Source organism: Salinimicrobium flavum (genome assembly GCF_042684505.1).
GTDB lineage: Bacteria > Bacteroidota > Bacteroidia > Flavobacteriales > Flavobacteriaceae > Salinimicrobium > Salinimicrobium flavum.
Genome location: NZ_JBHULT010000006.1, coordinates 297,427 through 320,485 on the forward strand (window position 1 = coordinate 297,427; position 23,059 = coordinate 320,485).

Consider the following 23,059-nt stretch of genomic DNA (forward strand, 5'->3'; position numbering starts at 1 on the left):
TTAAACTTGATTAATGTAATGATAAACGGCAATAAAAATAAACCCTAGGGGGATTAGTATTGAAAAGGCTACAGTTGCTCCTCTCATTCCCTTATAGAACTTTTTGTGCCATCCCACAGACTGAAAAGACGATGAAAAACCGTGCAGCAAGTGAAGACTTAAGAAAACAAAGGAGATAACATATAATCCTGTTCTCACAGGATCGTTAAATTTCGAAACTGTTTCAATATAATACCGCGTAGGATCTTCCGGATGTACCTGAACGTATTTGTGTACGATCTCCGGAAACCAAAAATCATAAAAATGCAGCCCTAAAAAAGCCAGTACCACAAGTCCGGTCCAGATCATGTTTCTGGACATCCACGAAGAGTTGGCACTTCCGTTAAAACGAACATAACTTTTTACTCTGGCCTTTCTGTTATTATATTCCAGAACAATACCGAGCACGAAATGTAAAATTACCCCCAGGATCAAGACCGGCTGTAACAAAAACTGCACAAAAAAATTGGTCCCCATGAAATGAGAAACTTCATTAAATGCGTCCGCACTTAAAACAGAAGTAAAATTAATAAGAAAATGCTGGAGTAAGAACAAGACTAGAAAGAGTCCTGACAATGCCATAACAAATTTTCTTGCTATGGATGATTTGAGGATTCCACTCATTGATTAGAATGTTTTAATGAATATTTAACACAAAAATACTCCCTTTCCTATCATTACCAAAGATTAATACTTTAATTCCCCGTTATTTAGAATGGGTTTAAAGTAAGCATTTTTACCGGAATTATATCCCCCTCAAACCTTTGAAATAAGGAAACATTTCAGTTATAGTTTCCGTTGGATTTTCGCCTCGATTTCCGCACTACTCGCCTTTAATTTTCTAAATTTGTGGCACACACTAAAATTTCATTCATGAAATATCATCCAATTGACAAAAATCTCTTTATAAAGAACCGTAAAAATTTCACGGCCCAAATGGAGCCTAAAAGTTTAGCAGTATTCAACTCAAACGATATTTATCCCATTGGGGCCGATAGTACCATTCCTTTTGAACAGGCTCGCGACCTCTTTTATTTGAGCGGAGTAGACCAGGAGAAAAGCATACTTGTCCTTTTTCCCGATGCCCCAAATGAAAAACACCGGGAAATGCTGTTTTTGACTGAAACCAATGACCACATAGCCGTTTGGGAAGGAGAAAAACTCACCAAGGAAAAAGCTCTTGAAGTATCGGGCATTAAAAATGTGTTTTGGCTGAAAGATTTCGAAAAAGTGTTTTTTGAAGTAATGACCCAGTGCGAGACAATTTATTTCAACACAAATGAACATTATCGCGCTAATGTAGAGACCGAAACCCGTGAAGCCAGATTCATCAAATGGTGTAAGGAACAATATCCGGCTCACAGGGCAGCAAAGAGCAATCCTATCCTGCAGCGCCTGCGTTCCATAAAAGATCCAATAGAACTGGATCTTATGCAGCAGGCCTGTGACATAACCGAAAAAGCCTTTCGAAGAGCATTAAAATTCGTACAGCCGGGTGTCTGGGAATATGAGATCGAGGCCGAGTACTGGCATGAAATGATTCGTAACCGCTCCCGTGGATTCGCCTACACACCAATAATAGCCAGCGGAAAAAATGCGAATGTATTGCACTACATTGAGAACAATCAGCAGTGTAAGGAAGGGGAATTGATCCTGCTGGATACCGGAGCGGAATATGCCAATTATTCCAGTGACCTTTCCAGGACCATTCCAGTCTCAGGAAAATACACCGAACGCCAGAAAGAAGTATACAATGCTGTAAACCGGGTGAAAAACGATGCCACTAAGATGTTGGTACCGGGAACCCTTTGGGCGGAGTATCATGTGGAAGTTGGAAAACTGATGACTTCAGAATTACTTGGACTGGGATTGCTGGATAAAGCTGATGTTCAAAATGAGAATCCTGACTGGCCGGCGTACAAAAAATATTTTATGCATGGTACCTCGCATCATATTGGATTGGATACTCATGATTACGGATTACTGTACGAACCAATGCAGGCAAATATGGTATTCACTGTTGAACCGGGAATCTATTTGCCTGATGAAGGCTTCGGAATTCGTCTTGAAGATGATGTGGTTATCCAGGAAAAAGGAGAACCTTTCAACCTGATGCGTAATATCCCCATTGAAGCAGATGAGATCGAAGATATTATGAACTCTTAAAACTACGCATTATTATAAAGAAAGCCACAGATCACTTTTCAAAAAAGGGTTTTGTGGCTTTCTTTTTTTGCTGAAGAAAAATGCCTGAAAATGAAGATCAAATTTCAAACCAAGGAAATCCACTACACTTCAGAAGGTACAGGAGAAACCCTCGTATTGCTACATGGATTTCTTGAATCCAAAGAAATCTGGACAGAATTTATCCCTGAATTTTCAAAATATGGCAGGGTCATCACCATTGATCTGCCCGGCCATGGAGTTTCTGAGGTCATCGATGAGATCCATTCTATGGAACTAATGGCAGAGAGTGTAAAGACTGTCCTGGATCACCTCAAGATCGAAAAATCCAATTTCATTGGCCATTCAATGGGAGGATATGTAACCCTTGCCTTTATGGAAAGGTATCCCGAAATGTCCGGGGAAATAATGCTGTTGAATTCCACCCCGCAGGAGGATGATGAGGAGAAGAAAACTATTCGGGAACGTTCTGTTGCTTTGGCGGAAAAAAACAAGAAAGCATATGTAAGTATGGCCATCTCCAATTTACTCCCTCCTGAAAACCAAAAGAAATACCAAAAGGAAGTTAATGTATTGAAAGAAAGAGCCTACAATTTCTCTGTAAAGGGCATTACGGCCGCATTAAAAGGTATGAAAATTCGTACAAATAAATTTGAAACATTAAAGAATTACAAGGGTGTAAAAGCTATTGTGGCGGGAGAATTAGATCCTATTATGAACTATCATGACATCAAGAAGTTAGCAAATCGCAGTAACTGTAGATTTTATGGGGTTCCGGGAGGACATTTGACCTATATGGAAGCCCGACAAGATTTCATAAATTTGTGTATTTCATCGAAAAAATAGGTATTTTATCGTTTTGTGACAAAATTTTGATACTTTTAACATACCAAACCATCGAAAAATACCTTATGGAAACCCTAAAATCCCTAATGATGTTTTTACCTGGAAAATTATTATGTCCATTTCTGGGCCACCGCCTGCAAGTATCCAAATTGATCACAGATCATATTAAGGAGTACAAATGTTGCAGATGTGGAGAGGAAATGACCGACACTGCACAAGGTCTTTTGGAAAAACTTACACCAAAGTTCCGTGAAACAAATGCCTTCCTGGCCAACTATTATGAACGCCGAAGGAACCGAAAAGTTTTTTCTGAAGCTTCTTAATCCTCCTCCTTCATTGCATTCCATCCACGTGCGATCAAAGGGACCTTTTGGTCTCCCCTGGTGATCAAGTGCATGCCCTCTCCTTCTTCGGCCATATGCCCTATTACCGTAAAATTAGGATTCGCCTTGATTTTTTCGAAATCTGCCTGAGCGATCGTGAACAAAAGTTCGTAATCCTCTCCTCCGCTTAACGCGATAGTAGTACTGTCCAGCTTGAATTCTTCACAAACAGAGATCACTGCAGGATCCAGAGGAATTTTTTCCTCGTAAAGGTATACCCCTTTTTTAGAGTTCTTACAAAGATGGATGGTTTCCGAGGAAAGTCCGTCACTAATATCGATCATAGAAGTGGGTTTGACATCAAGCGCCTTGAAAAGGGGCGGAATATCCTTTCTGGCCTCGGGTTTTAGCTGCCGCTCGATAAGATAAGTATAAGCATCAAGGTCTGGTTGAGACCGGGGATTGACCTTAAAAACCTCTTTTTCTCTTTCCAGCACCTGGAGCCCCATGTATGCAGCCCCAAGGTCTCCGGTCACCACGAGAAGGTCATTAGTCTGAGCCCCGCTTCGGTAGACGATATCCTCTTCCCTGGCTGCACCCAGAGCGGTAATGCTGATGACCAAACCCGTTTTTGAGGAACAGGTGTCCCCTCCTACCACGTCAACCTTGTAAAGTTTTGCAGCTAGTTCTATCCCTGCATAAAGCTCCTCTAAAGCCTCAACCGGGAACCGGTTAGAAACCGCGAAGGAAACAGTGATCTGAGTTGGGGTGGCGTTCATGGCATAAACGTCAGACAAATTCGCCATCACTGCTTTATATCCCAGGTGCTTTAGCGGCATATAGGAAAGGTCAAAATGAACCCCTTCCAAAAGCATATCTGTTGTAACCACTGCTTTATTGTCCTTGAAATCTAATATAGCAGCATCATCCCCTATTCCCTTTATGGTTGCCTCACTGGTAACCAAAAAATTCTTCGTAAGATGGTCTATCAATCCAAACTCTCCATATTCTGAAAGGCTTGTTCTGCTCTCCCGACTATTTTCAAACATAATCTTAAATTGTTGTGAACTGCAAAATTACAGGTAAATAATTCAAAATAAGGGCCGGGAGAGGAAAATTAAGGAAAACACCGTGCAATGGAATCTTCAGCACACTTAGCTCTCTGTAAACCAGACGCTAAAAACAACTTCACATAAAAAAAACATCCTTTTACCCCATAGCAGCAGTCGATATTAATATTCCTTTTTCTGATGCATTTTACCATGGTTAAACCTATAGTTTGTATTATATTTGCAACGTAATTTAGAATTAATCTTTATAAGCGTATGATCAAGGTAAGCGAAGGCGCCAAGAAAAGGATATCAGACCTCATGAGCGAAGACGGTTTCGACGCCCTGCAGGACTTCGTTCGTGTGGGGGTAAAGAGCGGTGGTTGTTCAGGACTTTCATATGAGCTAAAGTTCGACAAAGTGAAGGCCGATGAAGACCGCCTTATAGAAGATAACGAGATCAAGATTGTGATCGACAAGAAAAGCGTGCTCTACCTGGCCGGAACCATTTTGGAGTACTCGGGGGGCTTAAATGGCAAAGGTTTTGTATTCAATAACCCCAATGCACAAAGAACCTGCGGTTGCGGTGAGAGTTTCTCTCTGTGATCTGCTAATACCGGCAATAAGGATTCAGTCCTTTTGCCTTAAACCTTAAATTAACAACATGGCATATACTGAAGACGACTTAAAAAAGGAACTCGACAATAAAGAATATAAATACGGTTTTTACACTGATATTGAATCTGATACTTTTCCCGTCGGTCTGAACGAGGATATTGTAAGGGCGATCTCTAAGAAAAAGAACGAACCCGAGTGGATGACCAACTGGAGACTCGAGGCCTACAGAGCCTGGGAAAAAATGACCGAACCAGACTGGGCAAATGTTCGTTACGAAAAACCTAATTTTCAGAATATCTCCTATTATTCGGCTCCCAGCAAAAAACCAAAATATGACAGTCTTGATGAAGTAGATCCCGAATTACTGGACACCTTCAAGAGACTTGGTATCTCACTTGATGAGCAAAAGAAGCTGGCAGGAGTTGCGGTTGATGTGGTTATGGATTCGGTTTCGGTTACCACCACCTTTAAAAAGACCCTGGCTGAAAAAGGAATCATTTTCTGCTCAATGTCTGAAGCCATTCAGGAACATCCTGAGTTGGTCAAAAAATATCTTGGGACCGTGGTTCCTCAAAAAGATAATTTCTATGCCGCATTGAATTCAGCAGTATTCAGTGACGGATCATTCTGTTATATCCCTAAAGGCGTGAGATGTCCCATGGAACTCTCCACCTATTTCAGGATCAATCAGGCAGGTACCGGGCAATTTGAACGTACCCTGGTGGTGGCAGATGCAGGCAGTTATGTGAGTTATCTTGAAGGATGTACAGCTCCTTCGCGTGATGAAAACCAGTTACACGCGGCGGTAGTTGAACTTATTGCCCTTGATGATTCGGAGATCAAATATTCTACAGTTCAGAATTGGTATCCCGGAAATAAAGAAGGAAAAGGCGGGGTTTATAATTTTGTTACAAAACGAGGTATTTGTGAAACCGGTGCCAAGATCAGCTGGACCCAGGTAGAAACAGGATCTGCCGTGACCTGGAAATATCCTTCCTGTATATTGAAAGGGGACAATTCGGTAGGGGAATTCTATTCTATAGCCGTTACCAACAACTTTCAGCAGGCAGATACCGGAACAAAAATGATCCATATTGGGAAAAACACCAGGAGCACGATCATTTCCAAAGGTATTTCCGCAGGCGAAAGCCAGAACAGTTATCGCGGACTGGTACAGATCAACAGCAGGGCAGAAAATGCCCGTAACTTCTCCCAATGTGATTCCCTTTTAATGGGGAACAAATGTGGTGCACATACCTTCCCCTACATAGAGGCTAAAAACAAGTCGGCTAAAGTGGAACATGAAGCCACGACCAGTAAGATTGGTGAAGACCAGATCTTTTACTGTAACCAGAGGGGTATTGATACCGAAAAAGCCATCGCGTTGATCGTGAATGGGTTTAGCAAGGAAGTGCTTAACAAACTACCCATGGAATTTGCCGTAGAGGCGCAAAAATTATTGGAAATATCCCTTGAAGGGTCTGTAGGATAAAGAAATGAAAGCAAAGCTTTTAGCAATATTTATTGGAATATTCATAATGTCTTCCTGCGGAAATGACTCCCGGGAAGAAATCAATGAAGCGATCCCTGAAGTTGCGAAAGACAGCCTAACCACTATAGAAGGAGAATTCATATACCTGGCTGATGCCGCCGTTCTTAAAGGAAGAAATTTCATTTACGGGGTAGAACTTGATTCGGTAGCCCTGGATCTTGTCAAAAAGGTGGAGCCTCTAAAAAGAGACGATTTTGATATGGTGCCAATAGTGGTAAAAGCCAAGATCATTAAAAACCCCCGGCAAGAGGGGTGGGATGAGCTCGTACAGATAAGAGAAATTCTGGAGATCCCCGAACGCAAACCAGACAGTGGCAGTGTACCTGCCCTCAATAACAATTAGAAAAACCCTGCAGTGCAGGAAATTCAATAGAAACTATGCTTAAAATAAAGAATTTACACGCCAAAGTAGAAGGTCTTAAAATATTGAAAGGCATCGACCTGGAAATAAACGCAGGAGAAGTACATGCCATTATGGGGCCTAACGGTTCAGGTAAAAGTACCTTATCCTCTGTTATAGCCGGGAAGGAAGAATATGAAGTAACCCGTGGTGAGATCATTATGGAAGGGGAAGATCTTCTGGAGCTTGCTCCGGAAGAAAGAGCTCATAAAGGAGTATTCCTTTCTTTCCAGTATCCGGTTGAGATTCCAGGGGTGTCTGTTACCAACTTTATGAGAACGGTTATCAACGCAAACAGAAAGGCAAAAGGAGAGCCTGATATGCCGGCAAATGAAATGCTGAAAAAGATCCGGGAAAAATCTGAACTTTTGGAAATTGATCGCAAATTCCTTTCCCGCTCCCTTAATGAAGGTTTTTCGGGAGGAGAGAAGAAGAGAAATGAGATCTTCCAGATGGCAATGCTTGAACCTAAGCTGGCCATTCTTGATGAAACAGATTCTGGTCTTGATATAGATGCTCTGCGCATCGTGGCCAAAGGAGTTAACAAACTGAGACGCCCAGATAATGCCACTTTGGTAATTACCCATTACCAGAGACTTCTTGATCATATTGTGCCAGACTTTGTACATGTGATGTATGACGGTAGGATCGTAAAATCTGGAGGTAAAGAACTTGCCCTCGAACTTGAAGAAAAAGGTTACGACTGGATCAAGGAAGAAGTGAGCGCGCAGTAAACAGGAATTCCGTATCCCGGATTGACTGCTGTGACACCGTAAATTTCCCATTTGGGGAAAGAAAAAATTTATAAAATGGAATTAAAAGATAAATTATTATCCTCTTTTCTGGCTTTTGAAGAGAACGTCGACATGAATACAGACATTCACGAGATAAGGAGCCGCGCTATAAAAGATTTTGAAGCTTTCGGTTTTCCCTCAAAAAAACAGGAAGCCTGGAAATATACTTCCCTCAACAAGATCCTGAAGCACGATTATACTGTATTTCCGAAGAAAGAGGAGACTATTGAATACAGGGATGTTGAGAAATATTTCATCGATGATATAGACACTTATAAAATAGTGTTCATTGACGGGATCTATTCTTCCCATCTATCATCTACCACACATGAGAAGATCGATGCCTGTCTCATGTCATCGGCGATGAACAGTTCAAAATACAAGCCGGTAATTGATAATTATTTTAGTAAGGTTGCCCCTCAGGAAAGCCTTACCTCTCTTAATACTGCTTTCTCTCACGAAGGTGCTTATATCAATATCCCGAAAAACACGATGGCAGATAAACCTATCCAGATCATCAATTTTTCAACAGGAAATGAATCTGCACTTCTTGTACAACCGAGAAACCTCATTGTAGTTGGAGAGAATTCACACGTGCAGATCATAGAAAGGCACCAGAGCCTTACAGATCATCCCGTGCTTACCAATTCTGTGACAGAGGTCTTTGCCGACAAGCGTGCAATTGTGGATTACTATAAGATCCAGAATGACAATACTTCTGCATCTCTTATAGACAACACTTATATAGAACAGCAACGTGAAAGTTTTTGCTCTGTGCACACTTTTTCTTTCGGCGGAAATATTACGCGTAACAACCTTAATTTCTACCAGAAAGGAGAAAGGATCGATTCCACCCTTAAAGGGGTTACCGTGATCCAGGGGTCACAACATGTTGATCACAACACCCTGGTACACCATGCACAACCTAATTGCGAAAGTCATCAGGATTATAAAGGTGTTTTCGGGGAAAGTTCGACAGGGGTCTTCAATGGAAAGATCGTAGTTGAAAAGGAAGCTCAGAAGACCAATGCTTTCCAGTCTAACAACAACATTCTACTGGATGACAAGGCGACTATCAACTCAAAACCTCAGTTAGAGATCTTTGCAGATGATGTAAAATGTAGCCACGGTTGTACCATAGGACAGCTTGACGACGATGCACTTTTCTATCTGCAATCACGGGGAGTTCCCGCAATTGAGGCAAGAGCGCTGCTAATGTATGCCTTTGCCAATAACGTGCTGGAAAGTGTAAAGATCCCCGAACTTAAGAAAAGGATCAATAATATTATTGCTGAAAAACTCGGGGTAAACGTGGGTTTTAATATCTAATCTACCTCCCGACTCTATTTACCTTATATGAAAGTTGCTGCAAAAAGACCGCATTTTGATTTTGATGTTGAATCCATCAGGAAGGATTTTCCAATCCTGTCCCGGAAGGTCAACGGCTATCCGCTGGTGTATTTTGACAATGCTGCAACTTCCCAAACCCCGCAGCAAGTAATAGACAGTATTGTTGATTATTATTCACGTTACAATGCAAACATTCACCGTGGGGTTCACAGTCTTTCGCAAGAAGCTACAGATGCCTATGAACAGGCAAGGATAAAAATACAGAAGCATTTCAATGCAGCCCGGTCACACGAGATAATTTTTACAGCAGGGACCACTCATGCTATTAATTTAGTTGCCAATGGCTTCGCCTCCCTGCTTCAAAAGGGAGATGAGATCATTGTTTCTGCTCTTGAACACCATTCTAATATTGTGCCGTGGCAAATGATGTGCGAACGCACAGGAGCCCTCCTCAAAGTGATCCCAATGCTTGAGAACGGCACACTTGACATGCAGGCATTTTATAACTTACTTTCAGACCAAACTAAACTGGTCTTCGTCAACCATGTGTCTAACGCTTTGGGAACCGTGAATCCTGTAGAAGAGATCATTGAGAAAACCCATGAAGCAGGAGCGGCTGTTCTTTTAGACGGAGCGCAGGCCGCACCCCATATTAAGGCCGATGTACAGGCTCTGGATGTAGATTTCTATGTAGCCTCTGCTCACAAAATGTGTGGACCCACCGGGGTTGGGGTTCTCTACGGAAAGGAAGAATGGTTGAAAAAACTACCTCCGTATCAGGGAGGTGGGGAAATGATCGAGACGGTTAGCTTTGAAAAAACAACTTATGCCGGTTTGCCCCATAAATTTGAGGCAGGAACACCAAATATCTGTGGCGGAATTGCTTTTGGAGCAGCTATAGATTATATGAACAGCATCGGTTTCGAGAAGATCGCAGCTTATGAGCACGAACTGTTGGAATATGCTACCCAAAAACTTCTGGAGATAGAAGATCTTAGGATCTATGGTCTTTCCGAAGAAAAAACGGCAGTGATCTCCTTCAATATAGGCAGCATTCACCCTTATGATATTGGTTCAATAATAGACAAACTGGGTATAGCAGTTCGCACCGGTCATCATTGTGCACAACCTGTAATGGATTATTACAAGATACCGGGAACCGTACGCGCCTCTTTTTCTTTTTACAATACGAAGGAAGAGATTGATGTTTTTGTAGAGGCAGTAAAAAGGGCAAAGAATATGTTATCTTAAATCCCGGAAGCTGTAAAGAATTGCAGCCCATCCGCAGAAAAAAAGAAAAAGTGAGTACTATTAAAGAAATACAGGAAGAAATCATAGAAGAATTCGAGATCTTCGATGACTGGATGCAGCGTTACGAGCACATGATCGAACTCGGTAAATCCCTTCCACTGATTGAAGAAAAATATAAAACCGATGATAACCTTATTAAAGGCTGTCAAAGCAAGGTATGGGTTCATGCAGAAATGAAAGGTGATAAACTGGTATTTACGGCAGATAGTGATGCGATCATCACTAAAGGTATCATTGCTGTTTTGGTCAGGGTATTTTCAAATCAGCACCCAAAAGATATTATCGAAGCTGACACTAAATTCATCGACGAGATAGGTTTGAAGGAACATCTATCGCCCACCCGTGCCAACGGACTTGTTAGCATGATCAAACAATTAAAGATGTATGCTTTGGCATACCAAACACAATTAAAATAAAATGGAACACGCAAAAAACTCTGAAGTTTTAGGAGAAAAGATCGTGAGGGTCCTAAAGACCATTTACGATCCTGAAATTCCTGTTGACATATACGAATTGGGACTCATTTATGACGTAATGGTCAATACAGATGACGAGGTTAAGATCCTTATGACCCTGACCACCCCCAATTGCCCCGTAGCAGAATCCATGCCCATGGAGGTTGAGGAAAAGGTAAAATCTATGGACGAGGTTAAGGACTGCGAGGTAGAGATAACCTTTGATCCGCCATGGACGCAGGAGCTTATGAGTGAGGAAGCAAAACTGGAACTGGGAATGCTTTAATTACCATCTTCCCTCCTCACCGGAGGGATTTTTGGTTAAATCAATTTGCGAAAACCATGAAAGAGGAAATAGTAAACAGGGTAGCCAATAGCAAACTCATTACTTTTGATCTGGAGGATCTTTATCCTGAAGGAAAGAGAATTGTATTTGATATTAAGGACTGGTTACTGGAAGGACTTGTACTGAGGGAAAAAGATTTCCGGGAGACAGCCAAAGCACATGACTGGTCAGGATATGAAGACTGTTATGTTGCTCTTACCTGCTCCTCTGATGCTATTGTACCCGGGTGGGCATATATGCTGTTAAGTACCTATTTGGCCCCTGTTGCCAAAAAAGTTGTTGTGGGAGACCTGGAAATGCTTGAAACAATCCTTTATACTGAAGCACTGCTGCACCTTGACGAGACGAAGTACAGGGATTTGCCTGTTATAATTAAGGGTTGTTCGCGGAAGCCTGTTCCGAAAAATGCCTATCTTCAGGTAACAAATAAATTACAAACTGTAGCCAAAAGTATAATGTATGGAGAGGCCTGCTCCTCTGTGCCTCTTTTTAAAAGGTAAATTATGAGGAAACTTTTACTTTCTGCTTTTATTTTATTCGGTTTAATGGCTTCTGCACAGGAAGCTGAAGAAGATGCACCACCTCCGGAAGGATGGAATTCTGAAGGAAAATTCCAGCTTCTGTTCAATCAGTCTGCCTTTAACAAGGAATGGACCGGGGGAGGAACTTCAAGTATTGCCGGAAACCTCCTCCTTGATTACGATCTTCACTATCGTGAAGGTAATTTCACATGGGATAATAAATTCCTGGCGAATTACGGACTTACAAAACTAAATGGAGACGAATTCTACAGAAAGACCAGTGACCGGATGGAGATCAATTCGATTGCAGGGAAACAGCTGCCAGATTCAAACTGGTATTATTCCGTTTTTGCCAATTTCAGAACCCAATTTACAAAGGGCTATGAATATTTTGAAGATCCTGTGACAGGTGAAAAATTAAGGACCGAAACCACTCATTTCCTTTCTCCGGCATACCTCCAGTTTGGACCCGGTATGATGTGGAAAAAGAGTGATGACCTCTGGTTCAATATTGCACCTGCAACGGCACGATTCATCTTTGTCGATAAAGATTTCACCACCGTTCCGGGATATGTAGATGAAAGTTACTATGGAGTTGAAGAAGGGGAAAGTTCCAGGTTTGAACTAGGGGCTTCCTTTACTGGTTACGCAAAATTTGCGCTCATTGAAAATGTCTCTATGGAAAATTCAGTGAATCTATATTCCAATTACCTGGATAAACCGGGCAATATTGATATTGATTATCTCATGAACCTGGAGATGACCATTAATAAGTTCCTGTCTGCCAATCTTGTTTTCCAGGCAATCTATGATGACAATATCGTTGGCGCCTTCCAGATAAGAGAAGTTTTTGGAGCGGCTTTTAACGTCACCTTCTAAGTGTTTCCCGGAAAAATTATACGATATCCTTTACCTAAAACATTAGGGAATGTTTAAGATAGGGAAGCTCTAAACGGCTTAAGGTATCCCTCCCAAATGGTTAACTTTGTAGGTACACTCAAATACATTTATGTTAGAAAAGAGCAATTTAGAATACGAAAAAGTTGTGTTGATTGGGATCGTCACCCGGGAACAGAACGAGGAAAAACTCACCGAATATCTTGACGAGCTGGAGTTTCTTACCTATACTGCAGGTGGGGAGGTCGTAAAGCGATTTTCCCAAAAAATGGACATGCCAAATCCCAAGACCTTCATAGGTACAGGAAAAATGGATGAGGTAAGGCATTTTGTACAGGAAAATGAAATAGGAACTGCCATTTTTGACGATGAACTATCACCGGCTCAGCAAAAGAACATAGAGAAGATCCTCAACTGCAAGGTTCTGGACAGAACCAATCTTATCCTCGATATTTTTGCCCAGCGTGCCACTACCAGTTATGCACGTACCCAGGTTGAGCTTGCTCAATATCAATACCTGCTGCCACGCCTTGCGGGAATGTGGACCCACCTTGAAAGACAGCGTGGTGGTATAGGAATGCGCGGACCAGGGGAAACGGAGATAGAGACTGACCGTCGTATCGTACGGGATAAGATCGCTCTCCTAAAGAAAAAACTTGAAACCATTGACCGGCAAATGGAAGTGCAGCGTGGAAATCGCGGACAGCTGGTTCGGGTTGCACTTGTAGGATACACCAACGTTGGGAAGTCCACCTTGATGAACGTGATCAGTAAAAGTGAGGTCTTTGCGGAAAACAAACTTTTCGCTACACTTGACACCACAGTGAGAAAAGTGGTAATACGCAACCTGCCCTTTCTGCTTACAGATACCGTTGGATTTATAAGAAAGCTACCCACCCAGCTGGTGGAATCTTTTAAGTCTACCCTTGATGAAGTTAGGGAGGCAGACCTGCTGCTTCATGTGGTAGATATCGCTCATCCCAATTTTGAGGACCATATTGCATCGGTAAACCAGATCCTTGCAGAGATAAAAAGTGGTGACAAACCAACTCTTATGGTTTTCAATAAGATCGATGCCTATAAAGCAGAAAAGATCGAAGAGGATGACCTGATGACCGAAAAGACTACTTCGCATTATACTTTAGCCGAATGGAGGAAGACCTGGATGAACCGCCTGGGAGACAATGTGCTTTTCATTTCAGCCCTTAATAAGGAGAACCTTGAGGAATTCAAGAAAAAAGTGTACGAAGCGGTAAGAAAGATCCATATTACCAGGTTCCCCTACAACAACTTCCTTTATCCTGAATATGACGCTTATGTGGATAACGGAGAAGAAGAATAAAAAAGTATAAAAATGATATTTCTGACCCCTGAGCTTTTCAGGGGTTTTTTATTGAAAATCATTAACTTTAAAAGACACAAAATTTAAAGGACATGAAAAAGCTGTTGATTCTACCTTTGTTGTTTTTCTTCGGAATGCTTTCTGCTCAGGATCTTCAGGGATCCTGGGAAATGATTGAAAAAAATGGTGAACCGGTGACAGATCAGGAAACCGTTAAGATCTACCAGGACGGCTATTTTGCCTTCGGAACCAAAGAGACTGGCACCAATAAATTCCTCTCGGCAGGAGGCGGGGAATACTCGGCCGAAGGTTTAAATTATATAGAGGCCTTTGATTTTTATACTGCAGACCCTGAAATGGTTGGAAGAAAAAAAACCTATGTGCTTGAGCTGGAAGATGACTTATTGACCCTTAAAAAAGAGGATGAAACAGAAGTTTGGCAAAAGATCTCAGACAGCAGGAATTCCCTTTCGGGCAACTGGGTGATCACCGGAAGAAAAAGGGATGGAGAAATGAAAAGAAGTACGCCCGGCGCAAGAAGAACGATCAAGATACTTGGTGGTGATCGTTTTCAATGGGTAGCATTTAATTCTGATACCCGTGAATTTTCCGGAACCGGAGGCGGAACCTATACTGCCACAGACGGGGTCTATACCGAAAATATCGAATTCTTCTCCCGGGACGACAGCCGGGTAGGAGCAGAATTGTCTTTTGATTTTGAAGTAGTTGATGATGAATGGCACCATACAGGATCAAGTTCCAAAGGAGATCCTATTTACGAGATCTGGTCTCCCTATAACAAAGCATACACAAAAAAGTAGTTTTAGAAGCTCAGATTTTTAACCCATTGCCAGAACTGCTTTTTCCGCACACTTTTCACCATCAATTGCTGCGGAAATGATTCCCCCGGCATAACCCGCCCCTTCTCCGCAGGGATACAGCCCCTTTATCTGCACATGCTCCAGGGTGGCAGGATCACGTGGAATACGCACCGGGGAGGATGTCCTCGACTCTGTGGCGTGTACTATAGCCTCATTGGTAAAATAACCTTTCATGCTCTTCCCGAATTCCCTGAAACCTATTTGAAGGCTTCTGTAAATAAAATCAGGTAGGACATATCCCAGTTCAACAGAAGCTATTCCGGGTTTGTAAGAGGTAACCGGAAGACTGGATGAAAGTTTCCCGTTGGAGAAATCTACCAGGCGTTGTGCAGGTGCGGTTTGGGTTCTCCCACCTGCCTCCCATGCTTTTTGTTCTACTTCCTGCTGAAAATACATCGCAGCAAGAGGAGTAGTCCCGAACCTTTTATAATCTTCGGGCCGCACCTCTACGACAATCCCTGAATTAGCAGTGGGTTGATCCCGTTTACTGGGTGACCAGCCGTTGGTAACGATCTCTCCCGGCGCTGTAGCACATGGCGCGATGATACCCCCGGGGCACATACAAAAGGAATACACTCCCCGGCCCTCAACCTGTTTCACAATACTGTATGAAGAAGGCGGCAGGCATTCTCCCCTGTTTTCGGTGTGGTACTGGATCTTATCGATCAAAGCCTGCGGATGCTCCACCCTCACCCCTAATGCGAAAGGTTTTGCTTCAATCCTTATTTTCTTATTGTATAGTAAGGTGAAAATATCCCTGGCGGAATGTCCCGTAGCTAAAATGACTTTTTCTGCACCTATTCTCCGGCCATCCATTAAGGTCACTCCTTTGATTTCTTCATCCTGGACCAGAAGGTCGACAACACGGGAATTGAAAAGCACCTCACCACCATGTTCAATGATGGTTTTGGTTATATCCTGGATTATGGCCGGTAATTTATTTGTTCCAATATGGGGGTGCGCCTCTACCAGGATCTGGTCTGTGGCGCCAAAACCAACCAGGAGTTCTAGAATACGGTTAACATCACCACGTTTTTTACTTCGGGTATAAAGTTTCCCGTCAGAATATGTTCCGGCACCACCTTCCCCGAAACAGTAATTGGAATCTTCATTAACGACATGTTCAATATTCAGCCTTTTAAGGTCTCTTCTTCTTGCCCTAACATCTTTACCCCGTTCTATTACAATAGGACGCACCCCAAGCTCAATACAACGAAGGGCTGCGAACAATCCTGCAGGACCGGCCCCAATAATGATAACTTCCCGGGCGTTCGTCACGTCTTTATACTCCGGAAGTTTTACTTCTCTTTCGTGAAAATCCTCATTGATATAGATCTCCAGCTTCAGATTAATTTTGACCTTTTTCTGGCGGGCGTCAATACTCCGTTTAAGCACTTCAATATGTCTTATTTCAGCCAACGGAATTCCCTCTTCCCGGGAAATAAAGTATTTTAAAGCCTCTGCATTAACGGCAGTTTCAGGAGTAACCTGTATGGAAAGTTCACGTTGCACTGGAAATTAATTTTTTGGCAAAGATAAGTATTAAGCATTGGGAAAGCATAATCGCAGGAACTGGAAAAATATTCCCGACATTTTCATTTTTTGAGTATCTTAAAAAAAATTTTAACAGGAAGGTCCTTTAAGGATATTCTTTTTTATACTTCTTAAAATTATAATCTCATGAAGCATTTATTATACGCTGCAATTCTTGCATTTTTTGTCTCCACTCCGGCTGCATGGTCTCAAACCGAACAGTTAGAAAAGGTAACCGCATCTTCTTATCAGGAAGCGCCCGATGTGATGCAAAAAGATTCCGTTTTGACCATTCACGGCCACAGCCGTACAGATCCTTATTTCTGGATGCGTCTTACAGATGAACAAAAAATGGCGGCTGAGCCCGATGAACAAACGCAAAGGGTTCTGGATTATTTGAATGCAGAAAACGCGTATACCAAGACGGTCATGAAGGATACCGATTCCCTTCAGCAGGAACTTTATGAAGAGATCGTTGGCCGCATCAAACAAACTGATGAATCTGTTCCGTATTTTAAGAATGGTTATTGGTACTACACCCGTTATGAAGAGGGAAAAGAATATCCCATTTACGCCCGGAAAAAGGGAAAAATGGAGGCAGAGGAGGAAATAATGCTCAATGTCAATGAAATGGCAGAAGGTCATGATTATTTCTCTGTTGCAGGATTACAAGTGAGTCCTGACAACAAACTACTTGCCTTCGGAACCGACACTTTGAGCAGGAGAGTTTATCACATAAAGTTCAAGAACCTGGAAACAGGAGAAATTTTGAAGGATAAGCTGGAGAATACAACAGGAGGCGGGGCATGGGCGAATGACAATCAAACCTACTTCTACGCAACCAAGAACAAAGTTTCCCTGCTTGCAGAGAAGATACACCGTCACACCCTTGGTGAGGACACTAAACAGGATGAACTGGTGTACGAAGAGAAAGATCCTTCTTTCTATATAGGAGTTTACAAATCCAAATCTGATGATTACATAATTATCGGAATGGGCAGTACCGTGAGCAGTGATTATTATATTCTTGACGCTGATGATCCTAATGGAAACTTTCGTCAATTTGCTTCAAGGGAAAGGGACCATGAATACAGCATTGAACATTTTGAAGATAAATTTTACGTGATGACCAACTGGAATGCTCGAAATTTCAGGCTGATGGAAACTCCTAAAAATTCGACTTCCAAAGATAACTGGACAGAAGTGATCCCGCACCGGGAAGATGTCCTGCTAAGCGGAATAGAGGTTTTTAACGATCACCTGGTGGTGAGCGAAAGAAGCAATGCCCTAACGCACCTGCGAATAATGAATCAGAAAAATGAGGAGGAACATTATCTGGAATTCGAAGAACCTGCCTATGTTGCCTACACCTCCTATAACCCGGAATTCAACACTACCAAGCTCAGGTACATCTACTCTTCACTAACTACCCCAATGTCTACCATTGAATATGATATGGAGACAAAATCTCGAAAGGTTTTAAAGCAACAGGAGGTAGTTGGCGGTCACAACTCTGACGATTATATCACAGAAAGGATCTTTGCAGAAGCACGTGACGGGGTGAAAATCCCGGTTACGCTGGTTTACCGGAAAACAACGAAAAAATCTGCAGATACACCAATGCTGCTGTATGCCTACGGTTCTTATGGATCTTCTACAGATCCCTGGTTCAGTTCAGAACGCTTAAGTTTACTCGACCGTGGTTTTGTCTATGCCATAGCTCATATTCGGGGAGGACAGGAAATGGGACGTAAGTGGTATGACGAAGGAAAAATGTTCAAGAAGATCAACACTTTTACCGATTTTATAGACTCTGCGGAATACCTTATTGAGAAGCAATACACCTCTGAAGATCACCTGTATGCGAAAGGTGGCAGTGCCGGAGGGTTACTTATGGGTGCAATTGTGAACATGGCTCCTGAAAAATTCAACGGTATTATCGCAGGTGTACCTTTTGTCGATGTTGTCTCCACTATGCTTGATGAGACCATCCCGCTTACGACAAATGAATTTGATGAATGGGGGAATCCCAAGAACAAGGATAGCTATGATTACATGTTGTCTTATTCCCCTTATGATAATGTGACCGAACAGGATTATCCTCATATGCTGGTCACAACCGGACTCTTCGATTCCCAGGTGCAATACTGGGAACCGGCCAAATGGGTAGCCAAATTGAGGGATAAAAAGACAGATGACAATCTACTCCTATTGCACACCAATATGGAAGCAGGTCATGGAGGAGCGTCTGGAAGATTTGAACGCTATAAAGTAACTGCCCTGGAATTCGCCTTTCTTTTAAAGTTGGAAGGTATGCTGGAAGATGAATTTTAATCTGCCCCGATAATAATATCATCCAGTTCGTAAACTCCGTTGTAGTTGGCGAGATCACTTCCGGTGTATCTAAAGGCGATATGGCCCTCTCCTTCCACACAGGAGAGATCGACATATCCCGAGGAGATCCAGTCCCCGAAGTAGTCTGAGTTTTGTGCAAGATAAGCAGCAGAAAGGATCTTCCAGGAGGCCAGACGGAAGTTTTCTTCATTGCCATCCCAATTGGTAGAGATCAAAACGTCCAGCAGGCTTCCATTGGCAAAACTGGTGGAGGACTTAAAATTTAAAAATTCTCCGGTATTTTTCGCAAAATTGATTTTTGGAGAGATAAGCCAGCTAACGCTTTTATAATCTCCGGATCCTCCTGGCCGCATTCTGGCCGATCTTCCCAGAGACGCATTGGCTCCTGTTGCCGTAAATGCTTCCCAGGGTTTGGAACCTTCCTCTATATAATTCGTCCAACCATTCCCTTTTACCGGTTTATTATTGGTTTGGGAAGTAAAATCTTCAGAAAAAAGAATTTTCGAACCCACGGTTTCCGCTATACCGCAATTTAGGATTGCTGGATCACACCTTTTATTATTGGAAAAATCAAGATCGTCTGGGGAATTTAAATAGATGGTATAGAATTCGTCATAATAATCACGCGTAAGCACTCCCTGTATGGACCCGCTTCCCGATGGAAGGGGAAATCCTTTAAAATCGGCATAGGTACTGGTGCTGAGCACAAAAGGAAAATCTCCGTTACAACTTTCTATCAGCCGTTCTCCATCAAACTCGTCATTGCCGGCACTGGCGTAGGTGAAGGGCTCCTGAGGGTTCACTAAAAATGAGGAAAACTGAACATTTTCCACCTTCACAAAGAGGTTTTCAAGCCTGTCGCTAAATTCAAGTGCCTCCACCGTTAAAGGAACTATTTCTGCTACTTCTCCAGATCGCACAACATGATCTGTGATCTTTGACTGCGGAATATTGTCAATTTTTCTTCCATTGGCAATTCCCATGGTAGGCACTCCATTCATATTGGTAATACTCAGGCCTTTTGCTTTAATGTATACCTTTCTTCCGAAGTTGAAATACTGAAAATAGGAATTCATATTGAGCTTAATGTTTATTCCTGCCACAGGGTTCTGCGGTCTATCCTGGATGACCAACTCCTTATAAAAATTGCCGGCTTCATCACTGGAAACCACATAGGCCTCAAAAATGTAATCTTGCTCTATGGTTACCAGCCCATCAGGGTTTTGATAAAAAGCTCCCAAAATCGCATTTAAGGAAGTATTTGTTTCAGGAACAACTGTATCCTCTGCCGCAGGCAGTCCAAATTCTTCATCGGGAACGCAGGAAAGGAATAAAAGGGTGAACCCCAAAAGGAAGGTACTTGTTCTTTTCATCTAAAAACGGAAATAAACGTGAGTATAATAAGTGGTACCGGGACCGAACCAGTATTTAGGACCAAAAATTGGTTGTTCCCGCTCCTTGTCGGTTTTAAGCAAATGATAGTTAACATTCCGGGATTGTTCGAATCCTCCTGTTCGATAATCGGCATTCAGGATATTATTGAGGCTGGCAAAAATTCCGAAGAACTTATTCCTGATCTTCCAGGACTTTCCACCCACGATATTGACAAGGGTATAGCCTTCCAGTTCTTCCTGTTTTAGCACCTCTTTCGCCACGTCTTCATCATAACCAACAATAGGGAGTCCGTCAGAATCTGTGAAAAAATTCTTCGACCGGCTTAGAGGAGCAAAATCTACGAAAGCTTTGGAAAAGAAGTTAGCCGTCGCAGAAAACCACCAGAAGTCGGGGTCCCGATATTCGAACCCAATCTGTGCTGCCTGCTGAGGTCCTCCGGGCAACCTGTAATTTTTAATATAAGATCTTCCCATATCAAGGGAATTGGTGAAATCATCTGAAGTGAGATACAGATGAGGATTATTACTGTATAGATACTCCCCGAAAGCACCTGCTGCTTTTAATTTAATGGTGGCAGTAACCTTCACCTCCACCCCGGCTTCCAATCCCAGATGTTTTTTGTTGATGCCGGTAAGGACCTCCTGCACGAAGGCAGTAGTGGAATTCCTGCCCAGGCCAGAAAGACCATCCGCATAGTAGAAGGAAATCTCTGTGCCATTTAGAAACTGGCCATAGAAACCGGTGATCCTACCTGTGATTACAGGAGATCTCAGGATGTAACCTACATCTGCCGTAAATATACTCTCGTTATTTAAACCCCTCACCGTCTCATTGTTCTGCCGGGAATTGGAAAAGGAATTGCGGAGAGTGGGAGGTTTTGTGAAGTGTGAAAGATTGGCATTGAAGAGATGCCTCCCTGAATATTTGTAGGTAACACCTCCTTTGAAACCATAATTCTGAAACTGCAGATGATCACTCTTCCCTAAAGAATTATTCGGGAAATTTCCATTTTTGAAATATCCCGTTCTTTGATAACCAGTCGAGGAAAGATCAACGGCGGCATAAAGATCGAACTTTGGAAGGAAAGCCTGCATCTGAGCAAATCCTGAAACAGTTGAGGCATCCATATCAAAATCATATTTGAATGCATCCCCCTTCGCAACCAGGCGATTGGGGTTCAAAAGGTCATTTTGTGCTTCTTCTCCTTCAGAGAAGGAATCGACATCAAGAAAACTATTTCCGCCTAAAAGATCCAGGACTGCAGCATAATTATGGCTTGTTAAATTCCGGAAATTAAGTGCAGCGTTAAGCGTTAGCCTGTCAGATAAGGCTTTTCGCAATATGGTATTGGCTGAAATCTGCTTGTCATCATTCCGGTCGTCATAAAGAACATAAAGGGAATTACCCCCCATCGAAGTGGCAGTCTCATTGGCAAGATACATCGCCGGCCAGTCGATCTGACCGTCATTCTCAAATTCCTCTCTTGCCAGGTAGGCAGCACGATAATCCGGTACATCTTCAAAGCGCAGAAAGTAAGAAGGCATTTTTTGATAATAGGAAGGATCAGGGTTACTCCCGCCCCCAATAAAGATCTCTTCCCCATTTGGACCTGTAACCAGCCTGCTGCCGCCATAATCGATCCGGCTATTGCCCACTTTACCAAACTGGTAGGCAACATTGGTGTTAAGCTCTGTCTTTTCTGAAAGATCCCAGTAATGATTCAGCATAAATACAGGTTCCTGAATAATACGCTCACGTGAATTCCTAATTTCCCCGTCCTGATATCCCCAATATGAATTATAACGGTTACCCCTAAGATCATAAACTTCGCTCGTGTTGGGAGAATTTTTCCCTCTGCGGTTAGGAGTATAAAAAGTGGTGAAATTAAGACTGTGTTGTTCGTTTATTTTTTTCTCTACGGAAGTAAAAAAAGAGTTGGCATCATAGATCGAACCATCGATATAACTTTCTTCAGCAAAACGACGGGAAAGGGAAACGGAAAAAGCCCAACCCTCCTCAGTGAGTCCTGAATGGTAACTGCCCATGAGCCTTCCGGTATAGGTTCTGTTTGCAAGGGCATATGAGAATCTTCCTCCCCTGGTATATTTCGAAGCTCTCATGCTAATATTGGTAGTGCCGGCAAGACTCCCGAAGGAAACATCTGAAGGACCTGATCCCATAGAAAAATCCTGATCTCTTTGCACATCATTAAGACCACCCCAGTTGCTCCATTGCGGCCTGCCGTTAAAGAATTTGTTCATTTCCACCCCGTTGATGAGGAGCTTCCCGAATTCACTGTCGTATCCACGAGGCCGGAAAAAGGTCTGGCTGAAATCAAAGGCAGCGGCATTAAGAAAAACGTCTTTAGTAGCCTGCAGTAGTCCCGAAATATTGGCGTAGCCACCATCTTCTTCATCAAGTTCACTTTCAGACAAGCTAATAGTTCCGGTTTGCTGCCTGTCACCAATATCGGGTCTTAAATATATGATCTCAAGATCGATAGGATTTCCGGAAAGCATTATTGGAAAACGCTTTTCCAAAAAAACATTTTTGGAGAATATTAGAATATGTTCTCCCGGTAAAGAAACATCAGGAAACACGAAATCCCCTTCCTCGTTTGTTTCCTCCTTAAAAGACGTTCCGGAGAGAGTCACGGTTACTCCGGGAAGAGGCCGGGAGGTAATTTCATCTACCACCTTTCCTTTGATCAAAGTTTTTTGTGCAGCCACAGAATAGGAGCAAAACGATAATACCAGTAGTATTTTTCTACTACGGGAGTAAATTTTTTTCATAAAATGTTCAGGGGGAGGCAATTAGGGAGCAATATTACATTTTTATTTTTATCTTTGACGCGCTCCCTCACAAATT

Annotated in this window: 21 protein-coding genes; 16 read left to right on the forward strand and 5 right to left on the reverse strand. The window is 42.5% G+C overall.

Annotated features, from left to right (window positions below; genetic code table 11):
• A complete protein-coding gene (locus ACFSTG_RS04685) occupies positions 1 to 663 on the reverse strand; it encodes a succinate dehydrogenase cytochrome b subunit (RefSeq protein WP_380748954.1) in 663 nt (220 codons plus the stop codon).
• A gap of 249 nt (positions 664 to 912) precedes the next feature.
• On the opposite strand from ACFSTG_RS04685, the gene ACFSTG_RS04690 reads away from it, so the two are divergent.
• From ACFSTG_RS04690 to ACFSTG_RS04700, 3 genes are all read left to right on the forward strand, one after another.
• Positions 913 to 2,205 carry an aminopeptidase P N-terminal domain-containing protein gene (locus ACFSTG_RS04690; RefSeq protein ID WP_380748956.1) on the forward strand — a complete coding sequence of 431 codons (1,293 nt, stop codon included), beginning with the start codon at positions 913 to 915 and terminating at the stop codon, positions 2,203 to 2,205.
• A 90-nt stretch (positions 2,206 to 2,295) separates the two neighbouring features.
• A complete protein-coding gene (locus ACFSTG_RS04695; protein ID WP_380748958.1) occupies positions 2,296 to 3,069 on the forward strand; it encodes an alpha/beta fold hydrolase in 774 nt (257 codons plus the stop codon).
• Between the two features lie 26 nt (positions 3,070 to 3,095).
• Positions 3,096 to 3,392, forward strand: a complete 297-nt coding sequence (locus ACFSTG_RS04700) for a hypothetical protein (protein ID WP_380748960.1) — start codon at positions 3,096 to 3,098, stop codon at positions 3,390 to 3,392.
• On the opposite strand, the gene thiL is transcribed toward ACFSTG_RS04700, so the two are convergent.
• A complete protein-coding gene (gene thiL, locus ACFSTG_RS04705) occupies positions 3,389 to 4,441 on the reverse strand; it encodes a thiamine-phosphate kinase (RefSeq protein WP_380748962.1) in 1,053 nt (350 codons plus the stop codon). The two genes, ACFSTG_RS04700 and thiL, sit on opposite strands and share 4 nt — an antisense overlap.
• Before the next feature lie 276 nt (positions 4,442 to 4,717).
• On the opposite strand from thiL, the gene ACFSTG_RS04710 reads away from it, so the two are divergent.
• The 12 genes from ACFSTG_RS04710 to ACFSTG_RS04765 all read left to right on the forward strand — a co-directional run bounded on the left by ACFSTG_RS04710 (position 4,718) and on the right by ACFSTG_RS04765 (position 14,848).
• On the forward strand, positions 4,718 to 5,047 hold the full coding sequence (locus ACFSTG_RS04710) for a HesB/IscA family protein (RefSeq protein ID WP_380748964.1): 330 nt from the start codon (positions 4,718 to 4,720) through the stop codon (positions 5,045 to 5,047).
• Between the two features lie 58 nt (positions 5,048 to 5,105).
• Entirely contained in the window at positions 5,106 to 6,551 is a 1,446-nt protein-coding gene (sufB, locus tag ACFSTG_RS04715) for a Fe-S cluster assembly protein SufB (protein ID WP_380748966.1), read from the forward strand.
• Between the two features lie 4 nt (positions 6,552 to 6,555).
• Positions 6,556 to 6,954, forward strand: a complete 399-nt coding sequence (locus ACFSTG_RS04720) for a hypothetical protein (RefSeq protein ID WP_380748968.1) — start codon at positions 6,556 to 6,558, stop codon at positions 6,952 to 6,954.
• A 35-nt stretch (positions 6,955 to 6,989) separates the two neighbouring features.
• Positions 6,990 to 7,745, forward strand: a complete 756-nt coding sequence (gene sufC, locus ACFSTG_RS04725) for a Fe-S cluster assembly ATPase SufC (protein WP_380748970.1) — start codon at positions 6,990 to 6,992, stop codon at positions 7,743 to 7,745.
• Between the two features lie 75 nt (positions 7,746 to 7,820).
• On the forward strand, positions 7,821 to 9,134 hold the full coding sequence (gene sufD, locus ACFSTG_RS04730) for a Fe-S cluster assembly protein SufD (RefSeq protein ID WP_380748972.1): 1,314 nt from the start codon (positions 7,821 to 7,823) through the stop codon (positions 9,132 to 9,134).
• Positions 9,135 to 9,161: 27 nt separating this feature from the next.
• On the forward strand, positions 9,162 to 10,406 hold the full coding sequence (locus tag ACFSTG_RS04735; RefSeq protein WP_380748974.1) for an aminotransferase class V-fold PLP-dependent enzyme: 1,245 nt from the start codon (positions 9,162 to 9,164) through the stop codon (positions 10,404 to 10,406).
• 50 nt (positions 10,407 to 10,456) lie between these two features.
• Entirely contained in the window at positions 10,457 to 10,882 is a 426-nt protein-coding gene (locus tag ACFSTG_RS04740; protein ID WP_380748976.1) for a SufE family protein, read from the forward strand.
• Between the two features lies 1 nt (position 10,883).
• A complete protein-coding gene (locus ACFSTG_RS04745) occupies positions 10,884 to 11,207 on the forward strand; it encodes an SUF system Fe-S cluster assembly protein (RefSeq protein ID WP_380748977.1) in 324 nt (107 codons plus the stop codon).
• A 56-nt stretch (positions 11,208 to 11,263) separates the two neighbouring features.
• Positions 11,264 to 11,767, forward strand: a complete 504-nt coding sequence (locus ACFSTG_RS04750) for a DUF2480 family protein (RefSeq protein WP_380748979.1) — start codon at positions 11,264 to 11,266, stop codon at positions 11,765 to 11,767.
• A 3-nt stretch (positions 11,768 to 11,770) separates the two neighbouring features.
• On the forward strand, positions 11,771 to 12,667 hold the full coding sequence (locus ACFSTG_RS04755) for a DUF3078 domain-containing protein (protein ID WP_380748981.1): 897 nt from the start codon (positions 11,771 to 11,773) through the stop codon (positions 12,665 to 12,667).
• A gap of 130 nt (positions 12,668 to 12,797) precedes the next feature.
• Positions 12,798 to 14,027: a GTPase HflX gene (hflX, locus tag ACFSTG_RS04760; RefSeq protein ID WP_380748983.1), complete on the forward strand. Its 1,230-nt coding sequence runs from the start codon at positions 12,798 to 12,800 to the stop codon at positions 14,025 to 14,027.
• 92 nt (positions 14,028 to 14,119) lie between these two features.
• Complete coding sequence (locus ACFSTG_RS04765) at positions 14,120 to 14,848, forward strand: hypothetical protein (RefSeq protein WP_380748985.1); 729 nt, start codon at positions 14,120 to 14,122, stop codon at positions 14,846 to 14,848.
• 18 nt (positions 14,849 to 14,866) lie between these two features.
• On the opposite strand, the gene ACFSTG_RS04770 is transcribed toward ACFSTG_RS04765, so the two are convergent.
• Positions 14,867 to 16,420: an NAD(P)/FAD-dependent oxidoreductase gene (locus ACFSTG_RS04770; protein ID WP_380748987.1), complete on the reverse strand. Its 1,554-nt coding sequence runs from the start codon at positions 16,418 to 16,420 to the stop codon at positions 14,867 to 14,869.
• A 168-nt stretch (positions 16,421 to 16,588) separates the two neighbouring features.
• On the opposite strand from ACFSTG_RS04770, the gene ACFSTG_RS04775 reads away from it, so the two are divergent.
• The gene (locus ACFSTG_RS04775; RefSeq protein WP_380748989.1) at positions 16,589 to 18,775 is read left to right on the forward strand and encodes a S9 family peptidase; all 2,187 of its coding nucleotides are present in this window, start codon (positions 16,589 to 16,591) and stop codon (positions 18,773 to 18,775) included.
• Here ACFSTG_RS04775 and ACFSTG_RS04780 read toward each other — a convergent pair.
• Positions 18,772 to 20,169, reverse strand: coding sequence for a DUF5689 domain-containing protein (locus ACFSTG_RS04780; RefSeq protein ID WP_380748991.1), 1,398 nt, complete (start codon positions 20,167 to 20,169; stop codon positions 18,772 to 18,774). The two genes, ACFSTG_RS04775 and ACFSTG_RS04780, sit on opposite strands and share 4 nt — an antisense overlap.
• On the reverse strand, positions 20,170 to 22,983 hold the full coding sequence (locus tag ACFSTG_RS04785) for a carboxypeptidase-like regulatory domain-containing protein (RefSeq protein ID WP_380748993.1): 2,814 nt from the start codon (positions 22,981 to 22,983) through the stop codon (positions 20,170 to 20,172). It lies immediately after the preceding gene.
• Positions 22,984 to 23,059: the final 76 nt, after the last annotated feature.

What these genes read in the sequence shown, in the direction of transcription:
- ACFSTG_RS04775 (WP_380748989.1), top strand. Translation starts at nt 16,589, where the DNA reads ATGAAGCATTTATTATACGCTGCAATTCTTGCATTTTTTGTCTCCACT.
- sufC (WP_380748970.1), top strand. Translation starts at nt 6,990, where the DNA reads ATGCTTAAAATAAAGAATTTACACGCCAAAGTAGAAGGTCTTAAAATA.
- thiL (WP_380748962.1), bottom strand. Translation starts at nt 4,441, where the DNA reads ATGTTTGAAAATAGTCGGGAGAGCAGAACAAGCCTTTCAGAATATGGA.
- ACFSTG_RS04750 (WP_380748979.1), top strand. Translation starts at nt 11,264, where the DNA reads ATGAAAGAGGAAATAGTAAACAGGGTAGCCAATAGCAAACTCATTACT.
- ACFSTG_RS04755 (WP_380748981.1), top strand. Translation starts at nt 11,771, where the DNA reads ATGAGGAAACTTTTACTTTCTGCTTTTATTTTATTCGGTTTAATGGCT.
- ACFSTG_RS04710 (WP_380748964.1), top strand. Translation starts at nt 4,718, where the DNA reads ATGATCAAGGTAAGCGAAGGCGCCAAGAAAAGGATATCAGACCTCATG.
- ACFSTG_RS04735 (WP_380748974.1), top strand. Translation starts at nt 9,162, where the DNA reads ATGAAAGTTGCTGCAAAAAGACCGCATTTTGATTTTGATGTTGAATCC.
- ACFSTG_RS04765 (WP_380748985.1), top strand. Translation starts at nt 14,120, where the DNA reads ATGAAAAAGCTGTTGATTCTACCTTTGTTGTTTTTCTTCGGAATGCTT.
- sufD (WP_380748972.1), top strand. Translation starts at nt 7,821, where the DNA reads ATGGAATTAAAAGATAAATTATTATCCTCTTTTCTGGCTTTTGAAGAG.
- ACFSTG_RS04685 (WP_380748954.1), bottom strand. Translation starts at nt 663, where the DNA reads ATGAGTGGAATCCTCAAATCATCCATAGCAAGAAAATTTGTTATGGCA.
- ACFSTG_RS04695 (WP_380748958.1), top strand. Translation starts at nt 2,296, where the DNA reads ATGAAGATCAAATTTCAAACCAAGGAAATCCACTACACTTCAGAAGGT.
- ACFSTG_RS04780 (WP_380748991.1), bottom strand. Translation starts at nt 20,169, where the DNA reads ATGAAAAGAACAAGTACCTTCCTTTTGGGGTTCACCCTTTTATTCCTT.
- ACFSTG_RS04785 (WP_380748993.1), bottom strand. Translation starts at nt 22,983, where the DNA reads ATGAAAAAAATTTACTCCCGTAGTAGAAAAATACTACTGGTATTATCG.
- ACFSTG_RS04720 (WP_380748968.1), top strand. Translation starts at nt 6,556, where the DNA reads ATGAAAGCAAAGCTTTTAGCAATATTTATTGGAATATTCATAATGTCT.
- ACFSTG_RS04690 (WP_380748956.1), top strand. Translation starts at nt 913, where the DNA reads ATGAAATATCATCCAATTGACAAAAATCTCTTTATAAAGAACCGTAAA.
- sufB (WP_380748966.1), top strand. Translation starts at nt 5,106, where the DNA reads ATGGCATATACTGAAGACGACTTAAAAAAGGAACTCGACAATAAAGAA.
- ACFSTG_RS04745 (WP_380748977.1), top strand. Translation starts at nt 10,884, where the DNA reads ATGGAACACGCAAAAAACTCTGAAGTTTTAGGAGAAAAGATCGTGAGG.
- hflX (WP_380748983.1), top strand. Translation starts at nt 12,798, where the DNA reads ATGTTAGAAAAGAGCAATTTAGAATACGAAAAAGTTGTGTTGATTGGG.